Source organism: Mesorhizobium sp. L-8-3 (assembly GCF_016756615.1).
GTDB lineage: Bacteria > Pseudomonadota > Alphaproteobacteria > Rhizobiales > Rhizobiaceae.
Genome location: NZ_AP023262.1, coordinates 331,642 through 350,902, shown reverse-complemented (window position 1 = coordinate 350,902; position 19,261 = coordinate 331,642). Strand labels below are relative to the sequence as shown.

At 65.8% G+C, this 19,261-nt stretch carries 24 protein-coding genes; 13 read left to right on the top strand and 11 right to left on the bottom strand.

What is annotated here, in order from left to right:
• Positions 1 to 79: 79 nt before the first annotated feature.
• From hemW to rph, 4 genes are read right to left on the bottom strand one after another with little or no spacing between them, the layout of a single operon-like run.
• Positions 80 to 1,243, bottom strand: coding sequence for a radical SAM family heme chaperone HemW (hemW, locus tag JN302_RS01585; RefSeq protein WP_202331368.1), 1,164 nt, complete (start codon positions 1,241 to 1,243; stop codon positions 80 to 82).
• Entirely contained in the window at positions 1,240 to 1,887 is a 648-nt protein-coding gene (rdgB, locus tag JN302_RS01580) for an RdgB/HAM1 family non-canonical purine NTP pyrophosphatase (protein ID WP_202331367.1), read from the bottom strand. Before rdgB ends, hemW begins: the two co-directional genes overlap by 4 nt.
• A complete protein-coding gene (locus tag JN302_RS01575; RefSeq protein WP_202331366.1) occupies positions 1,887 to 2,297 on the bottom strand; it encodes a VOC family protein in 411 nt (136 codons plus the stop codon). The genes rdgB and JN302_RS01575 overlap by 1 nt, the downstream gene beginning before the upstream one ends.
• 13 nt (positions 2,298 to 2,310) lie before the next feature.
• Positions 2,311 to 3,027 (bottom strand): ribonuclease PH, encoded by a 717-nt coding sequence (gene rph, locus JN302_RS01570; protein WP_202331365.1) that lies wholly within the window; start codon positions 3,025 to 3,027, stop codon positions 2,311 to 2,313.
• Between the two features lie 161 nt (positions 3,028 to 3,188).
• Here rph and hrcA point away from each other — a divergent pair, with 161 nt between their 5' ends.
• The 5 genes from hrcA (at position 3,189) to JN302_RS01545 (ending at position 6,756) form a co-directional block, all read left to right on the top strand.
• Positions 3,189 to 4,259: a heat-inducible transcriptional repressor HrcA gene (gene hrcA, locus JN302_RS01565; protein WP_202331364.1), complete on the top strand. Its 1,071-nt coding sequence runs from the start codon at positions 3,189 to 3,191 to the stop codon at positions 4,257 to 4,259.
• Positions 4,260 to 4,274: 15 nt separating this feature from the next.
• Entirely contained in the window at positions 4,275 to 4,571 is a 297-nt protein-coding gene (locus JN302_RS01560) for a putative quinol monooxygenase (RefSeq protein WP_202331363.1), read from the top strand.
• Between the two features lie 210 nt (positions 4,572 to 4,781).
• Entirely contained in the window at positions 4,782 to 5,423 is a 642-nt protein-coding gene (gene grpE / locus JN302_RS01555; RefSeq protein ID WP_202331362.1) for a nucleotide exchange factor GrpE, read from the top strand.
• Between the two features lie 123 nt (positions 5,424 to 5,546).
• Complete coding sequence (locus JN302_RS01550) at positions 5,547 to 6,023, top strand: GNAT family N-acetyltransferase (RefSeq protein WP_244846156.1); 477 nt, start codon at positions 5,547 to 5,549, stop codon at positions 6,021 to 6,023.
• Between the two features lie 97 nt (positions 6,024 to 6,120).
• On the top strand, positions 6,121 to 6,756 hold the full coding sequence (locus tag JN302_RS01545; RefSeq protein WP_202309792.1) for a trimeric intracellular cation channel family protein: 636 nt from the start codon (positions 6,121 to 6,123) through the stop codon (positions 6,754 to 6,756).
• Here the strand turns inward: JN302_RS01545 and JN302_RS01540 are convergent.
• Positions 6,753 to 7,745, bottom strand: a complete 993-nt coding sequence (locus JN302_RS01540; protein WP_202309791.1) for an adenosine kinase — start codon at positions 7,743 to 7,745, stop codon at positions 6,753 to 6,755. The two genes, JN302_RS01545 and JN302_RS01540, sit on opposite strands and share 4 nt — an antisense overlap.
• Positions 7,746 to 8,061: 316 nt before the next feature.
• Between JN302_RS01540 and JN302_RS01535 the strand changes: the two genes are divergently transcribed.
• Entirely contained in the window at positions 8,062 to 8,784 is a 723-nt protein-coding gene (locus JN302_RS01535) for a sulfate transporter family protein (RefSeq protein ID WP_202331360.1), read from the top strand.
• Here the strand turns inward: JN302_RS01535 and JN302_RS01530 are convergent, their stop codons facing one another.
• A complete protein-coding gene (locus tag JN302_RS01530) occupies positions 8,785 to 9,018 on the bottom strand; it encodes a YdeI/OmpD-associated family protein (protein WP_202331359.1) in 234 nt (77 codons plus the stop codon).
• Between the two features lie 140 nt (positions 9,019 to 9,158).
• Here JN302_RS01530 and JN302_RS01525 point away from each other — a divergent pair, with 140 nt between their 5' ends.
• On the top strand, positions 9,159 to 9,611 hold the full coding sequence (locus JN302_RS01525; RefSeq protein WP_202331358.1) for a DUF2214 family protein: 453 nt from the start codon (positions 9,159 to 9,161) through the stop codon (positions 9,609 to 9,611).
• Here the strand turns inward: JN302_RS01525 and nth are convergent.
• Positions 9,605 to 10,405 carry an endonuclease III gene (gene nth, locus JN302_RS01520; protein ID WP_202331357.1) on the bottom strand — a complete coding sequence of 267 codons (801 nt, stop codon included), beginning with the start codon at positions 10,403 to 10,405 and terminating at the stop codon, positions 9,605 to 9,607. The two genes, JN302_RS01525 and nth, sit on opposite strands and share 7 nt — an antisense overlap.
• A 21-nt stretch (positions 10,406 to 10,426) precedes the next feature.
• Here nth and JN302_RS01515 point away from each other — a divergent pair, with 21 nt between their 5' ends.
• From JN302_RS01515 to JN302_RS01495, 5 genes are all read left to right on the top strand, one after another.
• The gene (locus JN302_RS01515; protein ID WP_202331356.1) at positions 10,427 to 10,921 is read left to right on the top strand and encodes a DUF2244 domain-containing protein; all 495 of its coding nucleotides are present in this window, start codon (positions 10,427 to 10,429) and stop codon (positions 10,919 to 10,921) included.
• A 187-nt stretch (positions 10,922 to 11,108) separates the two neighbouring features.
• The gene (locus JN302_RS01510) at positions 11,109 to 11,987 is read left to right on the top strand and encodes a methylated-DNA--[protein]-cysteine S-methyltransferase (protein WP_202309785.1); all 879 of its coding nucleotides are present in this window, start codon (positions 11,109 to 11,111) and stop codon (positions 11,985 to 11,987) included.
• A gap of 114 nt (positions 11,988 to 12,101) precedes the next feature.
• Positions 12,102 to 13,004: a ribokinase gene (locus tag JN302_RS01505; protein WP_202331355.1), complete on the top strand. Its 903-nt coding sequence runs from the start codon at positions 12,102 to 12,104 to the stop codon at positions 13,002 to 13,004.
• 10 nt (positions 13,005 to 13,014) lie between these two features.
• On the top strand, positions 13,015 to 14,460 hold the full coding sequence (locus JN302_RS01500) for an amidase (protein ID WP_202331354.1): 1,446 nt from the start codon (positions 13,015 to 13,017) through the stop codon (positions 14,458 to 14,460).
• A 155-nt stretch (positions 14,461 to 14,615) separates the two neighbouring features.
• Positions 14,616 to 15,230, top strand: a complete 615-nt coding sequence (locus JN302_RS01495) for a LysE family translocator (protein WP_202331353.1) — start codon at positions 14,616 to 14,618, stop codon at positions 15,228 to 15,230.
• Positions 15,231 to 15,247: 17 nt separating this feature from the next.
• Here the strand turns inward: JN302_RS01495 and JN302_RS01490 are convergent, their stop codons facing one another.
• The 3 genes from JN302_RS01490 to JN302_RS01480 form a co-directional block, all read right to left on the bottom strand.
• On the bottom strand, positions 15,248 to 15,712 hold the full coding sequence (locus JN302_RS01490; protein ID WP_202309781.1) for an aminoacyl-tRNA deacylase: 465 nt from the start codon (positions 15,710 to 15,712) through the stop codon (positions 15,248 to 15,250).
• On the bottom strand, positions 15,709 to 17,133 hold the full coding sequence (locus tag JN302_RS01485; protein WP_202331352.1) for a tryptophanase: 1,425 nt from the start codon (positions 17,131 to 17,133) through the stop codon (positions 15,709 to 15,711). The genes JN302_RS01490 and JN302_RS01485 overlap by 4 nt, the downstream gene beginning before the upstream one ends.
• 76 nt (positions 17,134 to 17,209) lie before the next feature.
• Positions 17,210 to 18,049 (bottom strand): AraC family transcriptional regulator, encoded by an 840-nt coding sequence (locus tag JN302_RS01480; protein ID WP_202309779.1) that lies wholly within the window; start codon positions 18,047 to 18,049, stop codon positions 17,210 to 17,212.
• A 35-nt stretch (positions 18,050 to 18,084) separates the two neighbouring features.
• Between JN302_RS01480 and JN302_RS01475 the strand changes: the two genes are divergently transcribed.
• Positions 18,085 to 18,267, top strand: a complete 183-nt coding sequence (locus JN302_RS01475; RefSeq protein WP_202309778.1) for a hypothetical protein — start codon at positions 18,085 to 18,087, stop codon at positions 18,265 to 18,267.
• A 12-nt stretch (positions 18,268 to 18,279) separates the two neighbouring features.
• Here JN302_RS01475 and JN302_RS01470 read toward each other — a convergent pair whose 3' ends face one another.
• Positions 18,280 to 19,221 carry a nucleoside hydrolase gene (locus JN302_RS01470; protein WP_202309777.1) on the bottom strand — a complete coding sequence of 314 codons (942 nt, stop codon included), beginning with the start codon at positions 19,219 to 19,221 and terminating at the stop codon, positions 18,280 to 18,282.
• Between the last annotated feature and the right edge of the window lie 40 nt (positions 19,222 to 19,261).

Sequence of the window (19,261 nt, the reverse complement as noted above, 5' to 3'; positions counted from 1 at the left end):
AGCCAACGTGACCAACATGACTATATGGCTTCGCAGGGCCGATATTCAATAGCCCGACAATAGGGTCTTCTGGCCACCATCACCGCGCGAGGTCGGCGACCACTGCGTCGAGCACGATCATGCCGGCAGCGGTTGCGCGCAGGCGTGAATTGCCGATCGCCGCGACCAGCCCCTCCTCCTGCAGGATCGACAGCCGGGCCGTGGCAAGTGCCCTACCCGACAAGGCTTCGTAGCGGGCAAGGTCGATGCCTTCGGCCAGCCGCAGGCCCATCAGCAGGAACTCGTCCGCCTCCTCGGAGCGCGACAGCACCTCGCCTCCCGTCACGCCGTGGCCCTTGGCCTCGACCAGGTTCAGCCAGGTTTCCGGCATGCGTTCGGCGATGGTCACCACCCGGCGGCCGTTCTCGACGAAGCGGCCATGCGCGCCGGGGCCTACGCCGACATATTCGCCGTAGCGCCAATAGGTCAGGTTGTGCCGGCTTTCCGCACCTGGCCGGGCATGGTTGGAGATCTCATAGGCTGGCAGGCCGTGCTCGGCCGTCACCTCCTGCGTCACGGCATAGAGTTCGGCCGCGTGCTCGCCGTCGGGGATGGAGAATTTGCGCGCCGCATGCAGCGCATGGAAGGGCGTGCCTTCCTCTATGGTCAGCTGGTAGAGCGAGAGATGGTCGGCGGCGTGGCCGATGGCCTGTTCGAGCTCGGCTTGCCACGCCTCCGGCGTCTGGCCCGGACGCGCATAGATGAGGTCGAAGGAAAGGCGCGGAAAGATCTCGCGGGCGAGGCCGATTGCGTGCAGCGCTTCGGCGACATTATGCAGCCGGCCGAGGAACTTCAGGTCGCGGTCGTCGAGGGCCTGCACGCCGAGCGAGACGCGGTTCACGCCGGCCGCGCGGTAGCCGCGAAAGCGGTCCGCCTCGACCGAGGACGGGTTGGCCTCGAGCGTGATCTCGGCACCGTCGGTGATCGTCCAGTTGGCCGCGACCGCATCGAGCACCGCCGCCACTGTTTCGGGTTTCATCAATGACGGCGTGCCGCCGCCGAGGAAGATGCTGGTCACGCATTGCTGCCCTGTGCGGGCGCGCATCGTAGCGAGTTCGGCGGCGAAGGCGCGGGCGAAGCGTTGCTGGTCGACCGGCTGGTGCCGCACATGCGAGTTGAAGTCGCAATAGGGGCACTTGGCCGCGCAGAACGGCCAGTGGACGTAGACGCCGAAGCCGGGCGCCCTGGCGTCGCGTTCGATCATGGCGAGCCGAGGCGAGCGCGGGCGAACTTCTGGAAGGCACGCGCGCGGTGGGAAAGCGCCTCGGGCTGGCCAGGCGCCCAGCCGTGTTTTTCGCTTGCCGGCATCTCGCCGAAGGTGCGCAGGTGCCCATCCGGCAGGAACACCGGATCGTAGCCGAAGCCGAGTTGGCCGCGCGGCGGCCACACCAGCTTGCCTTCCGCCTCGCCGCGGAAATATTCGGCATGGCCGTCCGGCCAAGCCAGGCAGATGACGGCGACAAAGCGTCCGGTGCGATCGGCGGGCTGGACCGCGCCCGCCGCCCGGAGCGCGTCCTCGGTCTTCTGCATTGCCATGGCGAAGTCGCGTGTGCCGTCGGGCTTCTCCGCCCAGTTCGCGGTGTAGACGCCGGGCTGGCCGTTCAGCGCATCGACGACGAGGCCGGAATCGTCCGAAAGGGCGGGCAGGCCTGTCGCCTGGGCAGCGGCGAGCGCTTTGATATAGGCGTTCTGCTCGAAAGTCGTACCGGTCTCGTCGGGCTCGGGCAGGCCGTATTCCCTGGCCGACTTCGCCTCGAAGCCGAACGGCCCCATCAACTCGGAAAATTCCCGCAGCTTGCCTTCATTGTGGCTGGCCACGACGATCTTCTTGTCGTTCAGATGATGCATCACAAACCCCAGATACGCGGCTCGGCAAACTCGATCGAATTGCCTGACGGGTCACGGAAATAGATAGAGCGCCCGCCTTGGGGCCATTGGAAATCGGCCTCGATGACGATGCCCTCGGCCTGAAGACGGGCCTTCCAGCGATCGATCTCCTCGGCTGTCGCCGAAAAGCAGAGATGGCCCTGGCCGGCCGTGCCATGCGGCGGCACGGGCAGCCTTGCGTCCGATGGTGGAGGGACACGGGTGGCCGCGGCGTTGAAGAGCAGCAGGACGCCCTGGCCGCAACGAAAGAAGACATGCCGCCCCGCGACCTTGCCGACCGGCGCCAGCCCCAGTGTTTCGCCGTAGAAACGCTCCGCCGCGTCGAGATCGGTCACGTAGAGTGCTGATTCGAGGATGGCGGACGGGGTCATCTCGGCTCCGGCGCTACGCCACGGCCATCTGCTGCAGGCTCACCAGCCGAGTGATGCCCTTGCGGGCCAGCGCCATCAGCGCGGCGAACTGTTCCTCGCTGAAGGGCTCGCCCTCGGCGGTGCCCTGGATCTCGACGATGCCGCCCTTGCCGGTCATGACGAAATTGGCGTCGGTTCCAGCCGAGGAATCCTCGATATAGTCGAGGTCGATGACAGCCTGGCCGTCATGGATGCCGCAGGAGATCGCCGCCACATGGTCTTTCAGTACCTTGGAGACGTTCACAATGCTGCGCGCCTCCATCCAGCGCAGGCAGTCGTGGAGCGCCACCCAGCCGCCTGTTATCGCCGCCGTGCGGGTGCCCCCGTCGGCCTGGATCACGTCGCAGTCTATGGTGATCTGCTGCTCGCCGAGCGCCTGCATGTCGACGACGGCACGCAGGGAACGGCCGATCAGCCGCTGGATCTCCAGCGTCCGGCCGCCCTGCTTGCCGGTCGAGGCTTCGCGGCGCATGCGCTCGCCGGTGGCGCGCGGCAGCATGCCGTATTCGGCTGTCACCCAGCCCTTGCCGGAATTGCGCATCCAGCCCGGCACCTTCTCTTCGAGGCTGGCCGTGCACAGCACATGGGTGTCGCCGAACTTGACCAGGCACGACCCTTCCGCGTGCTTCGACACTCCGCGTTCGAAGGAGATCGCGCGCATTTCGTCGAACTGGCGTTTTGAGGGGCGCATCAAGGGGTCTTTCTTCACCTGGAAAACCGGAATCGTGCGCGCTTTTAGCCCCATGCCTGGTCGAGCGCAAAGGAAAACGGGCTTTCCACCGCTTTGCCGCGGGCCGTTGAGTTCCCTGCCGGCCTGTCTATATCATCGGTCATCAGGAGCTTTCCTCGTCGATGACGAAACCGGTCGTGGATCAGACACTGCAATCACTCGATGCGCGTTCGCGCGACATCTTCCGCCAGATCGTCGACAGCTACCTCAAGGACGGCGAGCCGCTGGGATCGCGCAACCTGTCGCGCATGCTGCCGCAGTCGCTGTCACCGGCCACCGTGCGCAACGTAATGAGCGACCTGGAGCATCTCGGCCTCATCTATGCGCCGCATATTTCGGCTGGGCGGCTGCCGACGCAGCGCGGCCTACGCTTTTTCATCGACGCCTTCATGGAACTGGGCGACCTCTCCGACGAGGAGCGCCGGGTGATCGAGGCCCAGGTCAAGGCATCGGGCAGCGGCGCGACGCTGGAGCATGTGCTGACCGAGGCCACGCTGATGCTATCGGGCATGTCGCGTGGCGCGGGTCTGGTCGTGGCCGCCAAGAACGAGGTGGCGCTGAAGCATATCGAATTCATCCAGCTCGAGCCCACGCGGGCGCTCGCCGTTCTGGTCTCGCAGGCCGGCGACGTGGAGAACCGCGTGCTCGACCTGCCGGCCGGCGTCACCGCCTCGCAACTCCACGAGGCCTCGAATTTCCTCAATGCCCATATACGCGGCCGCACGCTGGCCGAGGCGCGTGGCGACATCGCACGGCTCAAGGACGAGACCAAGGCGGCGCTCGATACGCTTTCGCAGGATCTGGTCGAGCGCGGGCTCGCCGTCTGGGCCGGCGCCGAAAGCGGGTTGCCGGCCCGGCTCATCGTGCGCGGCCGCGCCAATCTGCTCGAAAACGTCACGGCCCAGGCCGATATCGAACTGTTGAAGCATCTGTTCGAGGATCTGGAGACTCAGGACGGGCTCATGCAACTGCTCGACCTTGCCGAACAGGGATCGGGCGTTCGCATCTTCATCGGGTCGGAGAACAAGCTCTTCTCGCTGTCGGGTTCGTCGCTGGTGGTGGCGCCCTATCGCGACAAGGATGCGCGCGTCATCGGCGCGCTGGGCGTCATCGGCCCCACCAGGCTCAATTATGCGCGCATCGTGCCGATGGTGGACTACACGGCGCAACTGATCAGCCGAATGATGCGCTGAACCACGGGGGAGAATATGTTCGGTCTTATCGGCAAGATGCGAGCCCGGCCCGGCGAACGTGATGCGCTGATCGCAATCCTGCTCGAGGGCACCGAGGCGATGCCGGGATGCCTGAGTTACGTCGTGGCGAAGGATCCCGCCGATGCCGATGCGATCTGGATCACGGAGGTCTGGGATGATGCGGCGAGCCATAAGGCCTCGCTGTCCCTGCCTGCCGTGCAGGCGGCCATCGCCCAGGCGCGGCCGATGATCGCCGGGTTCGATTCCCATGTGGAGACGGAACCGGTCGGCGGCGTCGGCATTTCCGGCTGAGCAGGTTTCGGCAAAGTGTCCGCGGTTTCTAAAAGCCTGCGGCAAGAGAAGAGCTTAGGCAGGTGAAGCGTGGGCGAAGCCACGCAAGCCCTCTTGGCAGCTTTCGCTTCGGGTGGGTTCGGCTAGGAGTGGAGTCCCCTCCGCCCCTTGATTTTTGCGACCCGAACATCGATATCGGGCGCGACTTCAGGAACTATTCGAGAGACGGCGATGAGCGACCAGGCAAAAGACGAACGCGCGCCCGATGAGACCGCGCTGAACGAGGCCGCGAACGGCAACGAAGCTGCGGGCGCTGAGACCGGCGGCGACTATGAGGTCGTCGTCAAGCTGATGAAGGAGAACGAGGAGTTGAAGGACCGCGCGCTGCGTGCCGCGGCCGATATGGAGAATCTGCGCCGGCGCACCGCGCGTGAACTCCATGACGCGCGCTCCTATGCCATGGCCAATTTCGCCCGCGACATGCTGTCGGTCTCGGACAATCTGCGGCGTGCCATCGACGCGATCCCGGCTGAGGCCAGGGCCGCTGGGGATGCCGGCTTCAAGACCCTGATCGAGGGCGTCGAGATCACCGAGCGCGCGATGCTTGCGGCGCTCGAACGCCATGGCGTCAAGAAGCTGTCGCCGGAAGGCGAGAAGTTCGACCCCAACTTCCACCAGGCGATGTTCGAGGTTCCCAATCCCGACGTTCCGGCCAATACGGTCGTGCAGGTGGTGCAGCCGGGCTATTCGATCGGCGAGCGCGTGCTCAGGCCCGCGATGGTCGGCGTCGCCAAGGGCGGCCCGAAACATGCCTCGGCCGACGCGCCGGCCGAGCCCGGCCCGGTCAACGAGCAGGCCGAGAAGGATGCGTGAGGGAGCCAATAGCGAATAGGGAGTAGCGAATAGGGAAGAACTCGGGGAAGATTGACCGCGAGGAATTCGCATTCTCTATCTACTCGCTGCTCGCTTTCTATGGTCGATCTTCTGGTCACTTACATGGAGATGATCTCTCCGCCGCCGCTGCCGCCAGTCGAGGCGCCCGGCGCGGGTGTCGGCGTGGCCCGCGAGCGCCTGTCGCGCCCTGCCTATCTCGATATCTACAGGGCTGTTGGCGAAGCGGTTCAGTGGGACCAGAGGCTGCGCATGGATGCGGCGACGCTCGACGGTCTGCTCGCCGAGCCCTCGAACCCCGTCTATGTGCTGCGGGCCGAGGGGCGTCCTGTCGGGCTTTGCGAATTCGCTGACTTCGGCGGCGACACTGTCGAACTCGTGCATTTCGGCCTGGTGCCAGAGGCGCAGGGCAGGGGGCTCGGCCGCTACTTGCTGGACGGTGCACTTCGCGCCTGCTGGGCCTTGTCGCCGCAGCGGGTCTGGTTGCACACCGATACCAACGATCATCCGCGCGCCGTCGCCACCTACGAGAGGGCAGGCTTCAGACCTTATCTGCGGCGCCGGGAGAGTTTTCCCGACTGATCGGCGGCTCCTGCGTGGCGATCGTCGGCAGTTCACGCGGCCCCCTATCTCCACTTCCGCCCTTCGGCTAACAGTAGGGAGGGGAGGCGGCGCCGGCATGAACCTGACGCTTTTTTTCGACTATGCCGGCGTGGCGGTATTCGCCGCAACCGGCGCGCTGGCCGCCTCGCGCAAGCAACTCGACATCATCGGCTTTCTTTTTCTGGCGGGCGTCACCGGCATCGGCGGCGGCACGCTGCGCGACGTCATGCTCGACGTGCCGGTGTTCTGGGTCAGGAATTCCGGCTATCTGCTGGTCTGTGCCGCCGTAGGGATCCTGGTCTTCTTCACGGCACATCTCGTGGAGTCCCGCTACAAGCTGCTGTTGTGGCTCGATGCGCTCGGGCTTTCCGCCTTTGCCGTGCTGGGCGCCCATAAAGGGCTGGCTGCGACCGGTTCCTCCGTCGTCGCCATCGTCATGGGCATGCTGACGGCCACCTTCGGCGGCATCATGCGCGACTTGCTTGCCGGCGAGCCCTCCGTGCTGCTGCGGCCGGAGATCTATGTCACCGCGGCCATGACGGGCGCTGCCGCCTACACGGTGCTGGCTCATTTTGCGGGCGTTCCCGCCATTCCCGCCGCGGCGATCGCCTTTGCCGCCGCCTTTGCCGTGCGCGGCGGCGCGCTGCACTTCGGCTGGACTTTTCCGCCCTACAAAGGCCGTCCCGGCCGAAGGCCGGAGGACATAAGTTAGAGCAAACCGGTCTGCTGGGCTTCCACCTTGAGATTCTTGTGCGGGCGCGGGCCGATATGCTGGATCACCAGGCCGGCGGCGAGCGAGCCCAGGTCGCCGCACTCCTTCAGGCTGCGGCCCGTCGTGTAGCCATGGAGGAAACCGGCGGCATAGAGGTCGCCTGCCCCCGTGGTGTCGACGAGTTCGCGAATCGTCGTCGCCTGGATCGGCACGGTCTCGTCGCCGCGCACGATGATCGAGCCCTTTTCCGAGCGCGTGACGGCGGCGATCTTGCAGTCCCTGCGGATTGCGGCCAGCGCCTCTTCGAAGGAAGAGGTCTGGTAGAGCGACTTGATCTCGTGGCTGTTGGCGAAGACGATGTCGACCGTGCCCGAGCGCATCAGATCCAGGAACTCGTCGCGGTAACGATCGACGCAGAAACTGTCGGACAGCGTCATCGACACTTCGCGGCCGGCGGCGTGGGCGTGCCGCGCCGTCAGCCGGATCGCTTCCTTGGCCCGCGGCGGATCCCAGAGATAGCCTTCGAAATAGGTGACCTTGGCCCCCTTCGCCTTGTCGGCCTCGACATCCTCCGGTCCGAGCTCCACGCAGGCGCCGAGATAGGTGTTCATCGAACGCTCGCCGTCGGGCGTGACGAAGATCATCGAGCGCGCGGTCGGCGGGTTGCCTGATAGCGGCATGGTATCGAAGGCGACGCCCTGGGCACGGATGTCGTGGGTGAAGATCTCGCCGAGCGGATCCTGCGAGACCTTGCCGAAATAGGCCGCGCGCCCGCCGAAGCTCGCGACGCCGGCTGCCGTATTGCCGGCGCTGCCGCCCGACGCCTCGATCGCCGGGCCCATGCGGCTGTAGAGCAACTGGGCGCGATCGGCGTCGATCAGGTTCATCGCACCCTTGATGATGCCGTTCTCGGTGAGGAACGATTCCTCGCATTGGGCAATGATGTCGACAATGGCATTGCCGATGCAAAGGACGTCGTAATCGGCCATCGACCTCTCCAGGAACCTAGAGCAATTCCAGCAAAATGCGCAGCGGTTTCGCATTCGGAATTGCGTAAAAACAATAAGATAGAGCATTTCCGCCACTCGGAGAAAGGTGGAAACGCTCTAGGCGGCAAAGCTATCTGCCATGCCGGCCACGCGCGGGTCCAGCCCTGCATCTTCCGCACCCGGCCGGCGGGCCGCATGCGGTGTGGAAAACGCGGGCTATCAGGCTTCCTGCATTTTGCAAGTGCAGAACTTCCACCCTTCTTGCAGCATGATGACGCGGCCCCTATCTGGCGGCTGACGAAAGCGGGATGTGGATATGATCTTCGAGGCCGCGCGCGCCGCTCTTCTGCGCCTGTTCACGCCGGAGTTCCGCGGCGTTTTCTTCAAGTCGCTCGGCCTGACGCTGCTTGCGCTGGTCGGTCTCTGGTTCGGGCTGAAGGAGGTCTTCGACTGGCTGGCTTTGCCATGGATCGACCAGCTCCTGCCGGGCTTTCCGTCCTGGGCCGGCTGGCTGACCTTCATCGCGGCGATCCTGGCCGGCATTGGCCTGGCGCTCGGGCTCGCTTTGCTCGTGGCGCCGGTCACCGCGATCGTCGCCGGATTGTTCCTTGACGACGTGGCCGAGGTGGTCGAGCGAACCGATTATCCGAACGACATGCCCGGCAAGCCGGTGCCCTTGCTGCGGTCGATCTTGCTGTCGCTCAAATTCTTCGGCGTCGTCATTCTCGGCAACATCGTGGCGTTGCTGCTCCTGCTGATGCCGGGCATCAACATAGCGGCCTTCTTCCTCGTCAACGGTTATCTGCTCGGTCGCGAGTTCTTCGAATTCGCCGCCATGCGGTTCCGGCCCGAGGCCGAGGCCAAGGCGCTCAGGCGCAAGCATGCGGGCACGGTCTTCCTGGCTGGGCTGCTGATCTCTGTTTTCCTCGCAATCCCGCTCGTCAACCTGCTGACGCCGCTCTTCGCCGCTGCCATGATGGTGCATCTGCACAAGATGGTATCGGCCGAGGAAACCGCGCTGCGGCCAGGCCGGGCTTGATCAGCGGCCGGCGCGCCAGGCCATGTTCATGTAGACGTCGCCGCGCTTCAGCTCGTCGATCATCTGGGCGAGGCGCTTCCGGCGGGTCGCTTCCCGCTTGGGGCTGGCGATCCACCAGAGGTAGTCGTTCTTCTGGTAGTCCGGCCTCGCTTCGCAAGCTTCCATCAACGCGTCCTCCAAAAGGGCGCCGCGGACGAAGTCGGGCATCGGATTGCGGTCGCGTTTCAGGGCCATGCGGAGAACATCGCCAATCGGCTGATATCCGTCAACCGAGGGTCCTTCGCTCCCGACAGACGGCTGTCGGCTGCCGGCCGGCGACCGTGTAAGGATATGAATCGCGATTCCCGCCGATCCCATCAGCTCAGGACCCAGCCATGGAAACCGACCTCGTTCTGGCGATTGCGCACCATTTCGCCGTCTTCCTGCTCGCCGCCGTCCTCGCGGTGGAATTCGTGCTCATCCGCCCAGGTCTGGCAAAGGGCGACCTCGCTTTGCTCGCCAATGTCGACCGTGCCTATGGCGGTCTCGCGGTCCTGATCATCCTGATCGGAATCGGCCGTGTGCTCTTCGGTCTCAAGGGGTGGGAATATTACGTCTACTACCGGGCCTTCTGGGCCAAGATGGCGGCCTTCGCGGCGGTCGGCCTGCTTACTGTCCCGCCGACGATGCGCATCCTGCGCTGGCGTAGCCAGGCTGCGGCGACTTCAGGCTATGTCGTGCCGGAATCCGAGATCGCCGGTCTGCGCGGCTATCTCAAAGGTCAGGTTGTGTGCTTCGCCTTGATCCTGGTCTTCGCCGCGACCATGGCCCGCGGCGTCGGTTACTGACCGGCCTGGTGTACCGCTTCGGCCATCACTTCGACCGGCGGGAGCGGTACCAGCGGCGCGGCGACCGAACTCGTCTTGTCAGGCCATTTGCAGAGATCGGCGATCACGCAGAGCTCGCAGTCGGGGTTGCGCGCCTTGCAAACGTAACGCCCATGCAGGATCAGCCAATGATGCGCATGGCGCATATAGTCGTCGGGGATGATCCTGATCAGCTCCTGCTCGACCTCCTCCGGCGTTCTACCCGGGGCGAGCCCGATGCGATTGCCGATGCGGAAGATATGCGTGTCGACGGCCATGGTCTTCTCGCCGAAAGCCATGTTGAGCACGACATTGGCGGTCTTGCGCCCGACGCCGGGCAGCCTGGTGAGCTGGTCGCGGTCGGCGGGAACCTCGCCGCCATGGTCCCGGATCAGGGCTTCCGACAGCGCGATCACGTTCTTGGCCTTGTTGCGCCAGAGCCCGATGGTCCGGATATATTGGCCGACTTTCTCCTCGCCGAGCGCGAGCATCTTCTGCGGCGTGTCGGCGATCGCGAAGAGCGGCCGCGTCGCCTTGTTCACGCCCGCGTCGGTGGCCTGGGCCGACAACACCACGGCGACCAGCAAGGTGAAGGCGTTGACATGTTCCAGTTCGCCCTTCGGCTCAGGCCGCTGGATGGCGAAGCGCCGGAAGATTTCGCGCACTTCATCTGATGTGTAGAGCGAGCGCGGCCGGGCCGGACGCCGTTTGCCGTTGGCACCTTTCGGGCGTGACGCAGCGTCGCTGGATCGCTTTGGGGTCTTGGGCTTTTGCATGATCCCTCTATAGTCGGTGCCATGAGCGAGACAAACGCCTCATTCGCCGCCGACGAACCGTTTTTCCGGGCGCTTCTGACGCCGCACCGGTCGCTCGGGCGCACCGGTTTCATGATCCTGATGGGTGCGCTGCTCTTCGGCTGGATGGTGACCGGGGCAATCTTCCTCGCGCACGGCGCATGGCCCGTGTTCGGCTTCTTCGGCTTCGACGTGCTCCTGGTCTATGTCGCCTTCCGCCTCAACTATCGTTCCGGCCGCGCTCGCGAGGAGGTGTCGGTGTCGCGTACCAGCCTCGACATCCGCAAGATCGCTCCCTCCGGGCGCACCGAAGCTTTCCAGTTCAATCCCTTCTGGGCGCGATTCTCCGTCTCCCGCCATCAGGAGATCGGTATCACCGGCATGGCGGTGGAAGGTCAGGGCAGGAACGTGCCGATCGGCAGTTTCCTCAACCCCGACGATCGCGAGAGTTTCGCCACCGCCTTCTCCGTCGCGCTGGCCAAGGCGAAGCGTGGGTAGCGTCGCGAAAAAATAATTCTGGGTTGCAGGAAACGGGTGGAGAGCGGCCCGACGAAGGACGATATTCGCGTTCCAAAGCAATTCCAGCAAAAGTGCATAGCGGTTTTGCGTCCGGAATTGCGTAAAAACAAAGAGTTAGAGCAATTCCGCGACCCGGAGAAAGCGGAATTGCTCTAGGAGATTTGCCATGAACGCACAGACAGCAATCCTCAAGAACGATATCACGCCGGCCGGCGGCGACTACGAGACCGTGCGCCGCGTCATCGAGAAGATCAGCCTCGATTTTCGGGATCAGCCCTCGCTGGAGACCTTGGCCGCCGAGGTGGGAGAGACCCCGACTGGGCTGCAGAAGCTCTTCACCCGCTGGGCCGGCCTCTCGCCGAAGGGCTTTCTCCAGGCTGTCACGCTCGACCACGCGCGCCGGCTGCTCGATGCGGGCATGCCCTTGCTCGAAGCCTCTTTCGAGGTCGGCATGTCGGGCCCGGGACGGCTGCACGACCTCTTCGTCACCCATGAGGCGATGTCGCCGGGCGACTACAAGACCCGCGGCGCCGGCCTCACCATACGCTACGGCTTTCATATCTCGCCCTTCGGCGTGGCGCTCGTCATGGTCACCGAGAGAGGGCTCGCAGGCCTCTCCTTCAACGACGCGGGCGAGGAACGCGCGGCCTTCGCCGATATGAGCGGCCGCTGGCCGAATGCGACCTATGTCGAGGACATGTCGGCCACCGCGCCCTATGCGGCGCGCATCTTCGACCCGGCGCGGTGGCGCTCCGACCAGCCGCTGCGTGTCGTGATGATCGGCACGGACTTCCAGGTCCGCGTATGGGAAGCGCTGTTGAAGATCCCGATGGGCAAGGCGCGCACCTATTCCTCCATCGCGGCGGAGATCGGCGCTCCTACGGCCAGCCGCGCGGTCGGCGCGGCGGTCGGCGCCAACCCGATCTCCTTCGTGGTGCCCTGCCATCGCGCGCTGGGCAAGTCGGGCGCGCTCACCGGCTATCATTGGGGGCTCACCCGCAAGCGGGCGATCCTCGGCTGGGAGGCCGGTCAGGTCGGTGCCTGACGCCTCGGGACGCAGGCCGGAGCCGGGCCTTCGTCCCCGCGCATCGTTCCTAAAATCGATTTCGATTTTCGGGCCGATGCGATAGCTTCCGGGCAAATCACCGGGAGGCTCTAATTGATCACCATTATCGGCTCCATCAATCTCGACCTGATCGCGACCGTGGACCGGTTGCCGGCTCCCGGCGAGACGGTGCCGGGCAACGGCTTCAGCACGGCGCCGGGCGGCAAGGGCGCCAACCAGGCGCTGGCCGTGGCGAGAGCCGGCGGCAAGGTCCGCATGGTCGGTGCGACGGGCCGAGACGCCTTTGCCGGTGAAGCATTGGCGCTGTTGAAGGCGGGCGGCGTCGATCTATCGCAGGTCAGGGAAACCTCGCATCCGACGGGTACGGCCTTGATCCTTGTCGGGGGCGACGGCGAGAACATGATCGCCGTGGTGCCGGGCGCAAATGCCGAGGTCGGCGCCGCAGCTGTCGCCGGCATCGTCTCGGGCGACCATATCCTGCTGCAGCACGAGATCCCGCTCTCCACCGTCGAGGCGGCGCTCGACGCCGCGCGCTCGGCCGGAGCCGTCACCTTGCTCAACACGGCGCCGTTCCGGGCCGAGGCGGCCGCCTTCGTGGGCAAGGCCGACTATGTGGTCGCCAACGAGACCGAATTCGATCTTTATGCCGAGGCGCTGAAGCTCGCCGGCGACGATCGCGAGCAGCGCATGCGCAGCTTTGCGTCATCGACCGGCCGGACGGTTGTCGTGACCCTTGGCGGCGAGGGCGTTCTGGCGGCGACGCCGGACGAATTCTTGCGGCTCGACGCGATGAAGATCACGCCGGTCGACACCGTCGGCGCCGGCGACACCTTCTGCGGCTATCTCGCGGCCGGCCTGTCGGAAGGGCTTTCCTTGCGCGAGGCACTGCGCCGAGCCGGGACTGCAGGCTCGCTCGCCTGCCTGAAGCCGGGAGCGCAACCGTCGATCCCGTCGCGCTCCGAGGTCGACGCGGCCCTTGCTTCCCAGGCCAGTTGAGGAGGGCATAATGGATCGGCCGGCAACGAAGCACGATATTCCGCAAGCGGGCGAGATCTGCCGTCTCCCGGCGGTCGATCTCGCGGAGCGGATCAGGCGGCGGCATCTGTCGGTCCGCGAGGTGGCGAACGCCTTCCTCGACCGCATCGACGCGGTCAATCCCCACGTCAACGCCATCGTGTCGCTGCGCGACCGTGATCCCATCCTGCGGGAGGCCGACGCTGCCGATGCGGCACTGGCTGCGGGCGCGCCCGCCGGCGCGCTGTTCGGGCTGCCGATCGCGGTCAAGGACCTTGCGCTCACCCAAGGCCTCAGGACGACCTTCGGTTCGCCGATCCTTGCAGAATTCGTGCCCGACGAGGATGACTTCTTCGTCGAGCGCATGCGTGCGGCCGGCGCCATCATCATCGGCAAGACCAATGTCCCGGAGTTCGGCCTCGGCTCCAACACCTATAACAATGTGTTCGGGCCGACGCTCAACGCTTTCGATCCGGCCTGGACGGCCGGCGGCTCGAGCGGCGGCGCTGCCGTGGCGCTGGCGCTCGACATGGTGCCCGTTGCCGACGGCAGCGATTTCGGCGGCTCGCTGCGCAACCCGGCTGCCTACAACAATGTCTACGGCTTCCGGCCCACACAGGGCCTCGTGCCGGCAGGGCCCATGAACGAGATCTTCCTGTCGCAGATCGGTATCGAAGGACCGATGGGCCGCAACGTCCGTGATGTCGCGCTGCTGCTCGGCGTGCAGGCGGGCCACCATCCACGTGCGCCGCTGTCGCATGACGGCCCCGGCTCCTATCTCGACCGTCTCGATGGGGCGCAGCCCGGCGGCCGCATCGCCTGGCTCGGCGATCTCGGCGGTCATCTTGCCGTCGAGGACGGCATCCTGGCGCTCTGTGAGGCGGCCTTGGCGCGCTTCGACGGCTTTGCGACCGAGCCGGTGGTTCCGCCGTTCGATTTCGAAGCGCTGTGGAGCGCGTTCAAGACCTTGCGCCATGCCACCAGCGGCTGCAGCCTCAAGCTCCACTATGATGATCCGGCCAGGCGCGGACTGCTGAAGCCCGAGGCGGTGTGGGAGGCGGAAGGCGCCGCGCGGCTCACCGCGCCGGAGGTCTATGCCGCCTCGACCGTACGCTCGTCCTGGCACGAGACCGTGCTCAGGCTGCTCCAACGCTACGACCTTCTCGCTCTGCCGACCGCCCAGGTGTTCCCCTTCGCCGTCGGGACGCATTGGCCGCGCGACGTCGCCGGCCGTACGATGGACAGCTACCATCGCTGGATGGAGGTCTCCGCCCCGGCCTCGATGGCGGGCGCGCCGACGGTCAATGTGCCGGTCGGCTTCGATGGACTCGGCCGCCCGATGGGCATGCAACTGATCGGCCGTCCGCGCGGCGACCTCGCGGTGCTGCAGGCGGCGGCCGCCTATGAGCGGACGGTATCCTCGCCGGCCGGAGCCTGAGCCGATCCGGGCTACGCTCCCCGGCGTGGCGACGCACGGCCGAGCGCCGGCAGGCACTCAGCCGAAGGCCCGACGTGCCCGGGCTCTGGACGAAAGTCGGAGGTCGTGCATTGTTCTCGCCATGGCTCGCGGCGTCGAGCCCACGGAGGAAAGACATGTCGCTCGAACTCTTCGCCGCTTATCTGGCCGCCTGCCTGGTCATCATGCTGGTGCCCGGACCAAACGTCACCCTGATCATCGCCTCCAGCATGCGTCACGGCACGCGCGCCGGGCTGCTCAACATTGCCGGCGGTCAGCTCGGCTTGGCCGCGAGCATCGCCGTGGTCGGCGTCGGCCTCGCCTCGGCGATCGAGGCCGCAGGGCACTGGTTCGAATGGATCCGGCTCATTGGCGCGGCCTATCTGGTTTGGCTGGGCTTCCAGATGTACCGCTCGGGGGCAGGCACCTATCCCGACGGTGCGCCCGCACGGTCGCGCAGCGGCTTCTTCGTGCAGGGTTTCCTGGTTGCCGTCAGCAATCCGAAGACCCTGATCTTCTTTGGCGCCTTCTTCCCGCAATTCATCGATCCGGCCGGCAACTATGCCCTGCAGATCACGGCAATGGGCATCGCGACCCTCGTCTTCGCCGCGGTCACCGACAGCTGCTATGCGCTGGCGGCCGGTCGTGCGGGCAGAGCCCTCACCGCCAGCCGCATGAAGCTCCTGTCCCGCATCGGCGGCGGCTTCCTCATCGGCGGCGGGCTCTGGCTGGCATTTTCCAGGGCAAGATAGCCGGAAGGCCGGCGGGATCACGCCTGCCTGGAGAAGTCACCGATCTCGGCTGCTGCAACCGACAGCCAAGCCTCGGCCGGGATCACCAGGGTCGCCGTGTTGCGGCCGCTGCCGCATATGATCTCGTCCAGGACCAGAACCTGGCGGTCGACGAGCACGCGCGCGCCGTTGATCGGCAGGGGCACCATGCCGCCCGCCTCCATGTCGAGGCTTGCCAGCACTTCGTCCGGCGCGGCGAGCTTCAGGTCGGCGCGCCGCATGCGCAGCCCATCGGCGATGCGCTTGTAGTCGGCACGGTCGCCGGCGCGAAGCGCCACGATCGCCAGCCCGTCCGGCAGACCGAAGGTCAGCCCCTTCACCATCCGCGCGGGGTCGAGGGTCAGTATCTCCCTGGCTTCCTCGAAAGAGATGAACGGCCGGTGTTCGACGACGGAAAAGGCGACACCATGCGTTTCCAGGAACTGTCTCACCAGCGGGCTCATGCGTCGGCCATCTCCATGCTCGCGGGCGCGGCCGCGGCCCACTGGAACGTGGCGGTGAAATGGCGCAGCACCGGCGGCTCGTAAGTGAAATCGACCCCTCTGATCCGATCGGCGCGTGCCGCGACCGCGATCAGCGCGTCGGCAACATAGTCCATATGGTCGTTCGTATATACACGGCGCGGAATGGTGAGCCGCATGAGTTCGAGAGGCGATTCCTCCTGCAGCCCGCTGAGCGGGTCGCGGCCGAGCATGAGCGAGCCGATCTCGACAGCCCTGACACCGGCTTCCAGGTAGAGCTCGCAGGCGAGCGCGTGGGCCGGGAACCGCTCGGCCGGGATATGCGGCAACAGCGCCGCGGCGTCGACGAAGACGGCATGGCCGCCGGTCGGATACTGGATGGGAACGCCGCCGGCGCGCAGTCTGTCACCCAGATAGGCGACCTGGCCGATCCGATAGGAGAGGTAGTCGGTGTCGACCGCTTCGTTGAGGCCGATGGCGAGCGCCTCCATGTCGCGCCCGGCCAGCCCCCCATAGGTGATGAAGCCTTCCATCGGCACGCAGCGCACCTGGACAGCGCGAAACAAGTCGGCGTCGCTGCGGAAGGCGCAGACGCCGCCGATATTGACCAGCCCGTCTTTCTTGGCAGACAGCGTGATCACGTCGCCGTAGCATGCCATTTCGCGCACGATGTCGCGGATCGAGCGCTCGGCGTAACCCTCCTCGCGCCGTTTGACGAACCAGGCGTTCTCGGCGAAGCGGGTGGCGTCGATGATGACGGGTATGCCGAAATCGCGCGCATAGCCCCCCACGGTCCTCAGATTGGCCATGGATACTGGCTGCCCGCCCGCACTGTTGCAGGTCAAGGTCGCGACGATCCCGGCAATATTGCGCGGACCATGGAATTCGATCGCCTGCACGAGCGCTTCCAGATCGAAATTGCCCTTCCAGTCATGCGGCCTTGTCGTGTCGAGGGCCGCCGGCGTCAGCACGTTGACCGCCTTTGCGCCGGCCAGTTCGACATGCGCCTTCGTGGTGTCGAAATGATAGTTGGAGATGAAAACCGGGTGAGGCGACCCACGTCGCTTCACCAGTTCCGGGAACAGGATCTGCTCGGCGCCCCGACCCTGATGCGTCGGGATGGTGTGGGGGTAGCCGAACAGTTCGGCCACCGTTTCGGCAAGCCGATGGAAATTGCGGCTTCCGGCATAGGCCTCGTCGCCCAGCATCAGCCCGGCCCACTGCCGGTCGCTCATCGCCCCCGTGCCGCTGTCGGTCAGGAGGTCGATGGTGACGTCCTCGCTCCTGAGCAGGAAAGGATTGAGCCCGGCCGCGTCGAGCGCGGCCTCGCGATAGGGCCGGTCGGTCATCCGGATCGGCTCGATCATCTTGATGCGGAACGGTTCGGCAATGCGCCTGGTCATCGGACATGCTCCATGGTTGCGGCGCAGCGGCCGCCTGGTTTGATACAGAGGTGAAGATCTTGCGGCCGGCCGCGGCCTAGTGCCTGACGTCCCGTCCGGCGAAGGCCGCCCGGAAGGCGCCCGGCGTCACGCCGACACGCGCCTTGAAGATCCGGTTGAGATGCGCCTGGTCGCTGAAGCCCGTGGTCATGGCGACGGACAGGGGATCGGCCCCGCGCCGCAGCATATCTTTCGCAGCATCGACGCGGCGGTTCACGAGAAAGGCGTGCGGCGTGAAACCGGTTGCCCGCCGGAAGGCCCGGATCAGGCGCTGACGGGGCAGGCCGGCAGCCCGCGCGAGATCGTCGAGCGTCCGCCTCTCGGCGAAACCGTCCGACAGGAGAGCCACGGCCTTCCCTACGGGTCCGGCTTCGCTGCCGGCGACCGGAAAGCGGATCCCGGCATGCCGCGAGAGGCAATAGGCATAGGCGTGAACGAGGGCTTCTTCCGCCTCGAGCGCGCTGCAGCCGGCTTCCCAGCGGCGATGTGCGTCAAGGAAGAGGGCTGCGCCGGCGGGATCGTGCACGATCGGAGCAGCGAAACTCGGCGTGCTGGCGCGGTCGAAACCCAGTCCTTCGGAAGCGATTTCGCGTATCAGCGACACCGAGGGGTAGCTGACGCGATAGCTGAAACCGTCGCGCCGCGGGCTGCCGTCATGGACGTCGTGCGGATTGTAGAGTGTCAGGTCGTCGGCACGGGCCTCGTGCTGGCGGCCCCGGATGAAGATCCCGCCGGTCCCGTGCGCCAGCGCGCCGATGACGAACGTGTCATGTGCGTGCGGCGCGTAGTGGTAGCTGTGGAAGGTCGCAGACAGACATTCGACCGCCCCGACGGGAGCGGTGAAATATCTGGCTTCTTCGCACCGGTTCGGCTGCATCGATGGCTCCCAGTCTGATTTCGGGAGAGACTATCATGCGCGCCGGGCAGGGTATTGAACAAAGGTATCGGCCACCAGAGTGCTGCGTGTCCGAATGGACGCGCAAGGGTCTGCCGCTATTAGGTGCCGCATCACGCTTTCCGAAAATCGAGACGATTTTCGGGCCGATGCAGCAGCGCGAAAGCCACGCGGCCCGGAGGGGCCGCGCCGGCGATTGAGGTCGCGTGATACTACAGCTTTCCCAGCCGCTCCACCAGCAGCGCGAAGAACCCGTCGTGATCTATGTCGCGCATGACGAGGGCGTTCTTCGGCCGCTTGGTGACGCCCCACCAGTCGACGACGGTCATGCCCATGGTCAGTTCGGACGCGGTCTCCACCATGACGTTGCATTCGCGGCCCTTGAACAGTTCCGGCTTCAGCAGATAGGCGATGACGCAAGGGTCGTGCAGGGGGCCGCCGTCCGTGCCGTATTTACCCTCGTCGAAGCGCTCGAAGAACTCCAGCATTTCGGCCGTGGCGGTGCCGACGCGGGTGCCGAGCGCGCGGAAGGCGGCGATGCGCTTGGCGGTCGTCAGGGCCTTGTGGGTGACGTCGAGCGGCATCACAACTGTCGGCACCCCCGACGTGAAGACCACATCGGCCGCGTGCGGGTCGACATAGATGTTGAACTCGGCGGCGGGCGTCACGTTGCCGCCCTCGAAGAAGCCGCCGCCCATCAGCACGATCCGCTTGATGCGCGGCGCGATCCTCGGCTCCCGGATCATCGCCAGCGCGATGTTGGTGAGCGGGCCGAGCGGGCAGAGCGTTACCGTACCGGGCGCTTCGGCCATCAGCGTCCGCACGATGAAGTCGACGGCATGTTCGTCCACGAGCTGCATCGTCGGTTCAGGCAGTTCGGGGCCGTTGAGGCCGGTCTTGCCGTGAACTTCCTCGGCGGTCACGAGTGGGCGCACCAGAGGCCGGATGGCCCCGGCGAAGACCCTGGTTTGCGGCTTGCCGGCCAGTTCGCAGATCTTTCGGGCGTTCTTCTCGGTCAGCGCCAGCGGCACGTTTCCGGCGACCGCCGTGATGCCGAGAACCTCGATCTCGGGGCTTGCCAGCGCCAGCAGGATCGCCACGGCGTCGTCCTGGCCGGGGTCCGTATCGATGATGATCTTATGGCTGGTCGGCATGCTTGTCCTCTCTGTGGGGTGGCGCGGTTCCGTCTTGAAC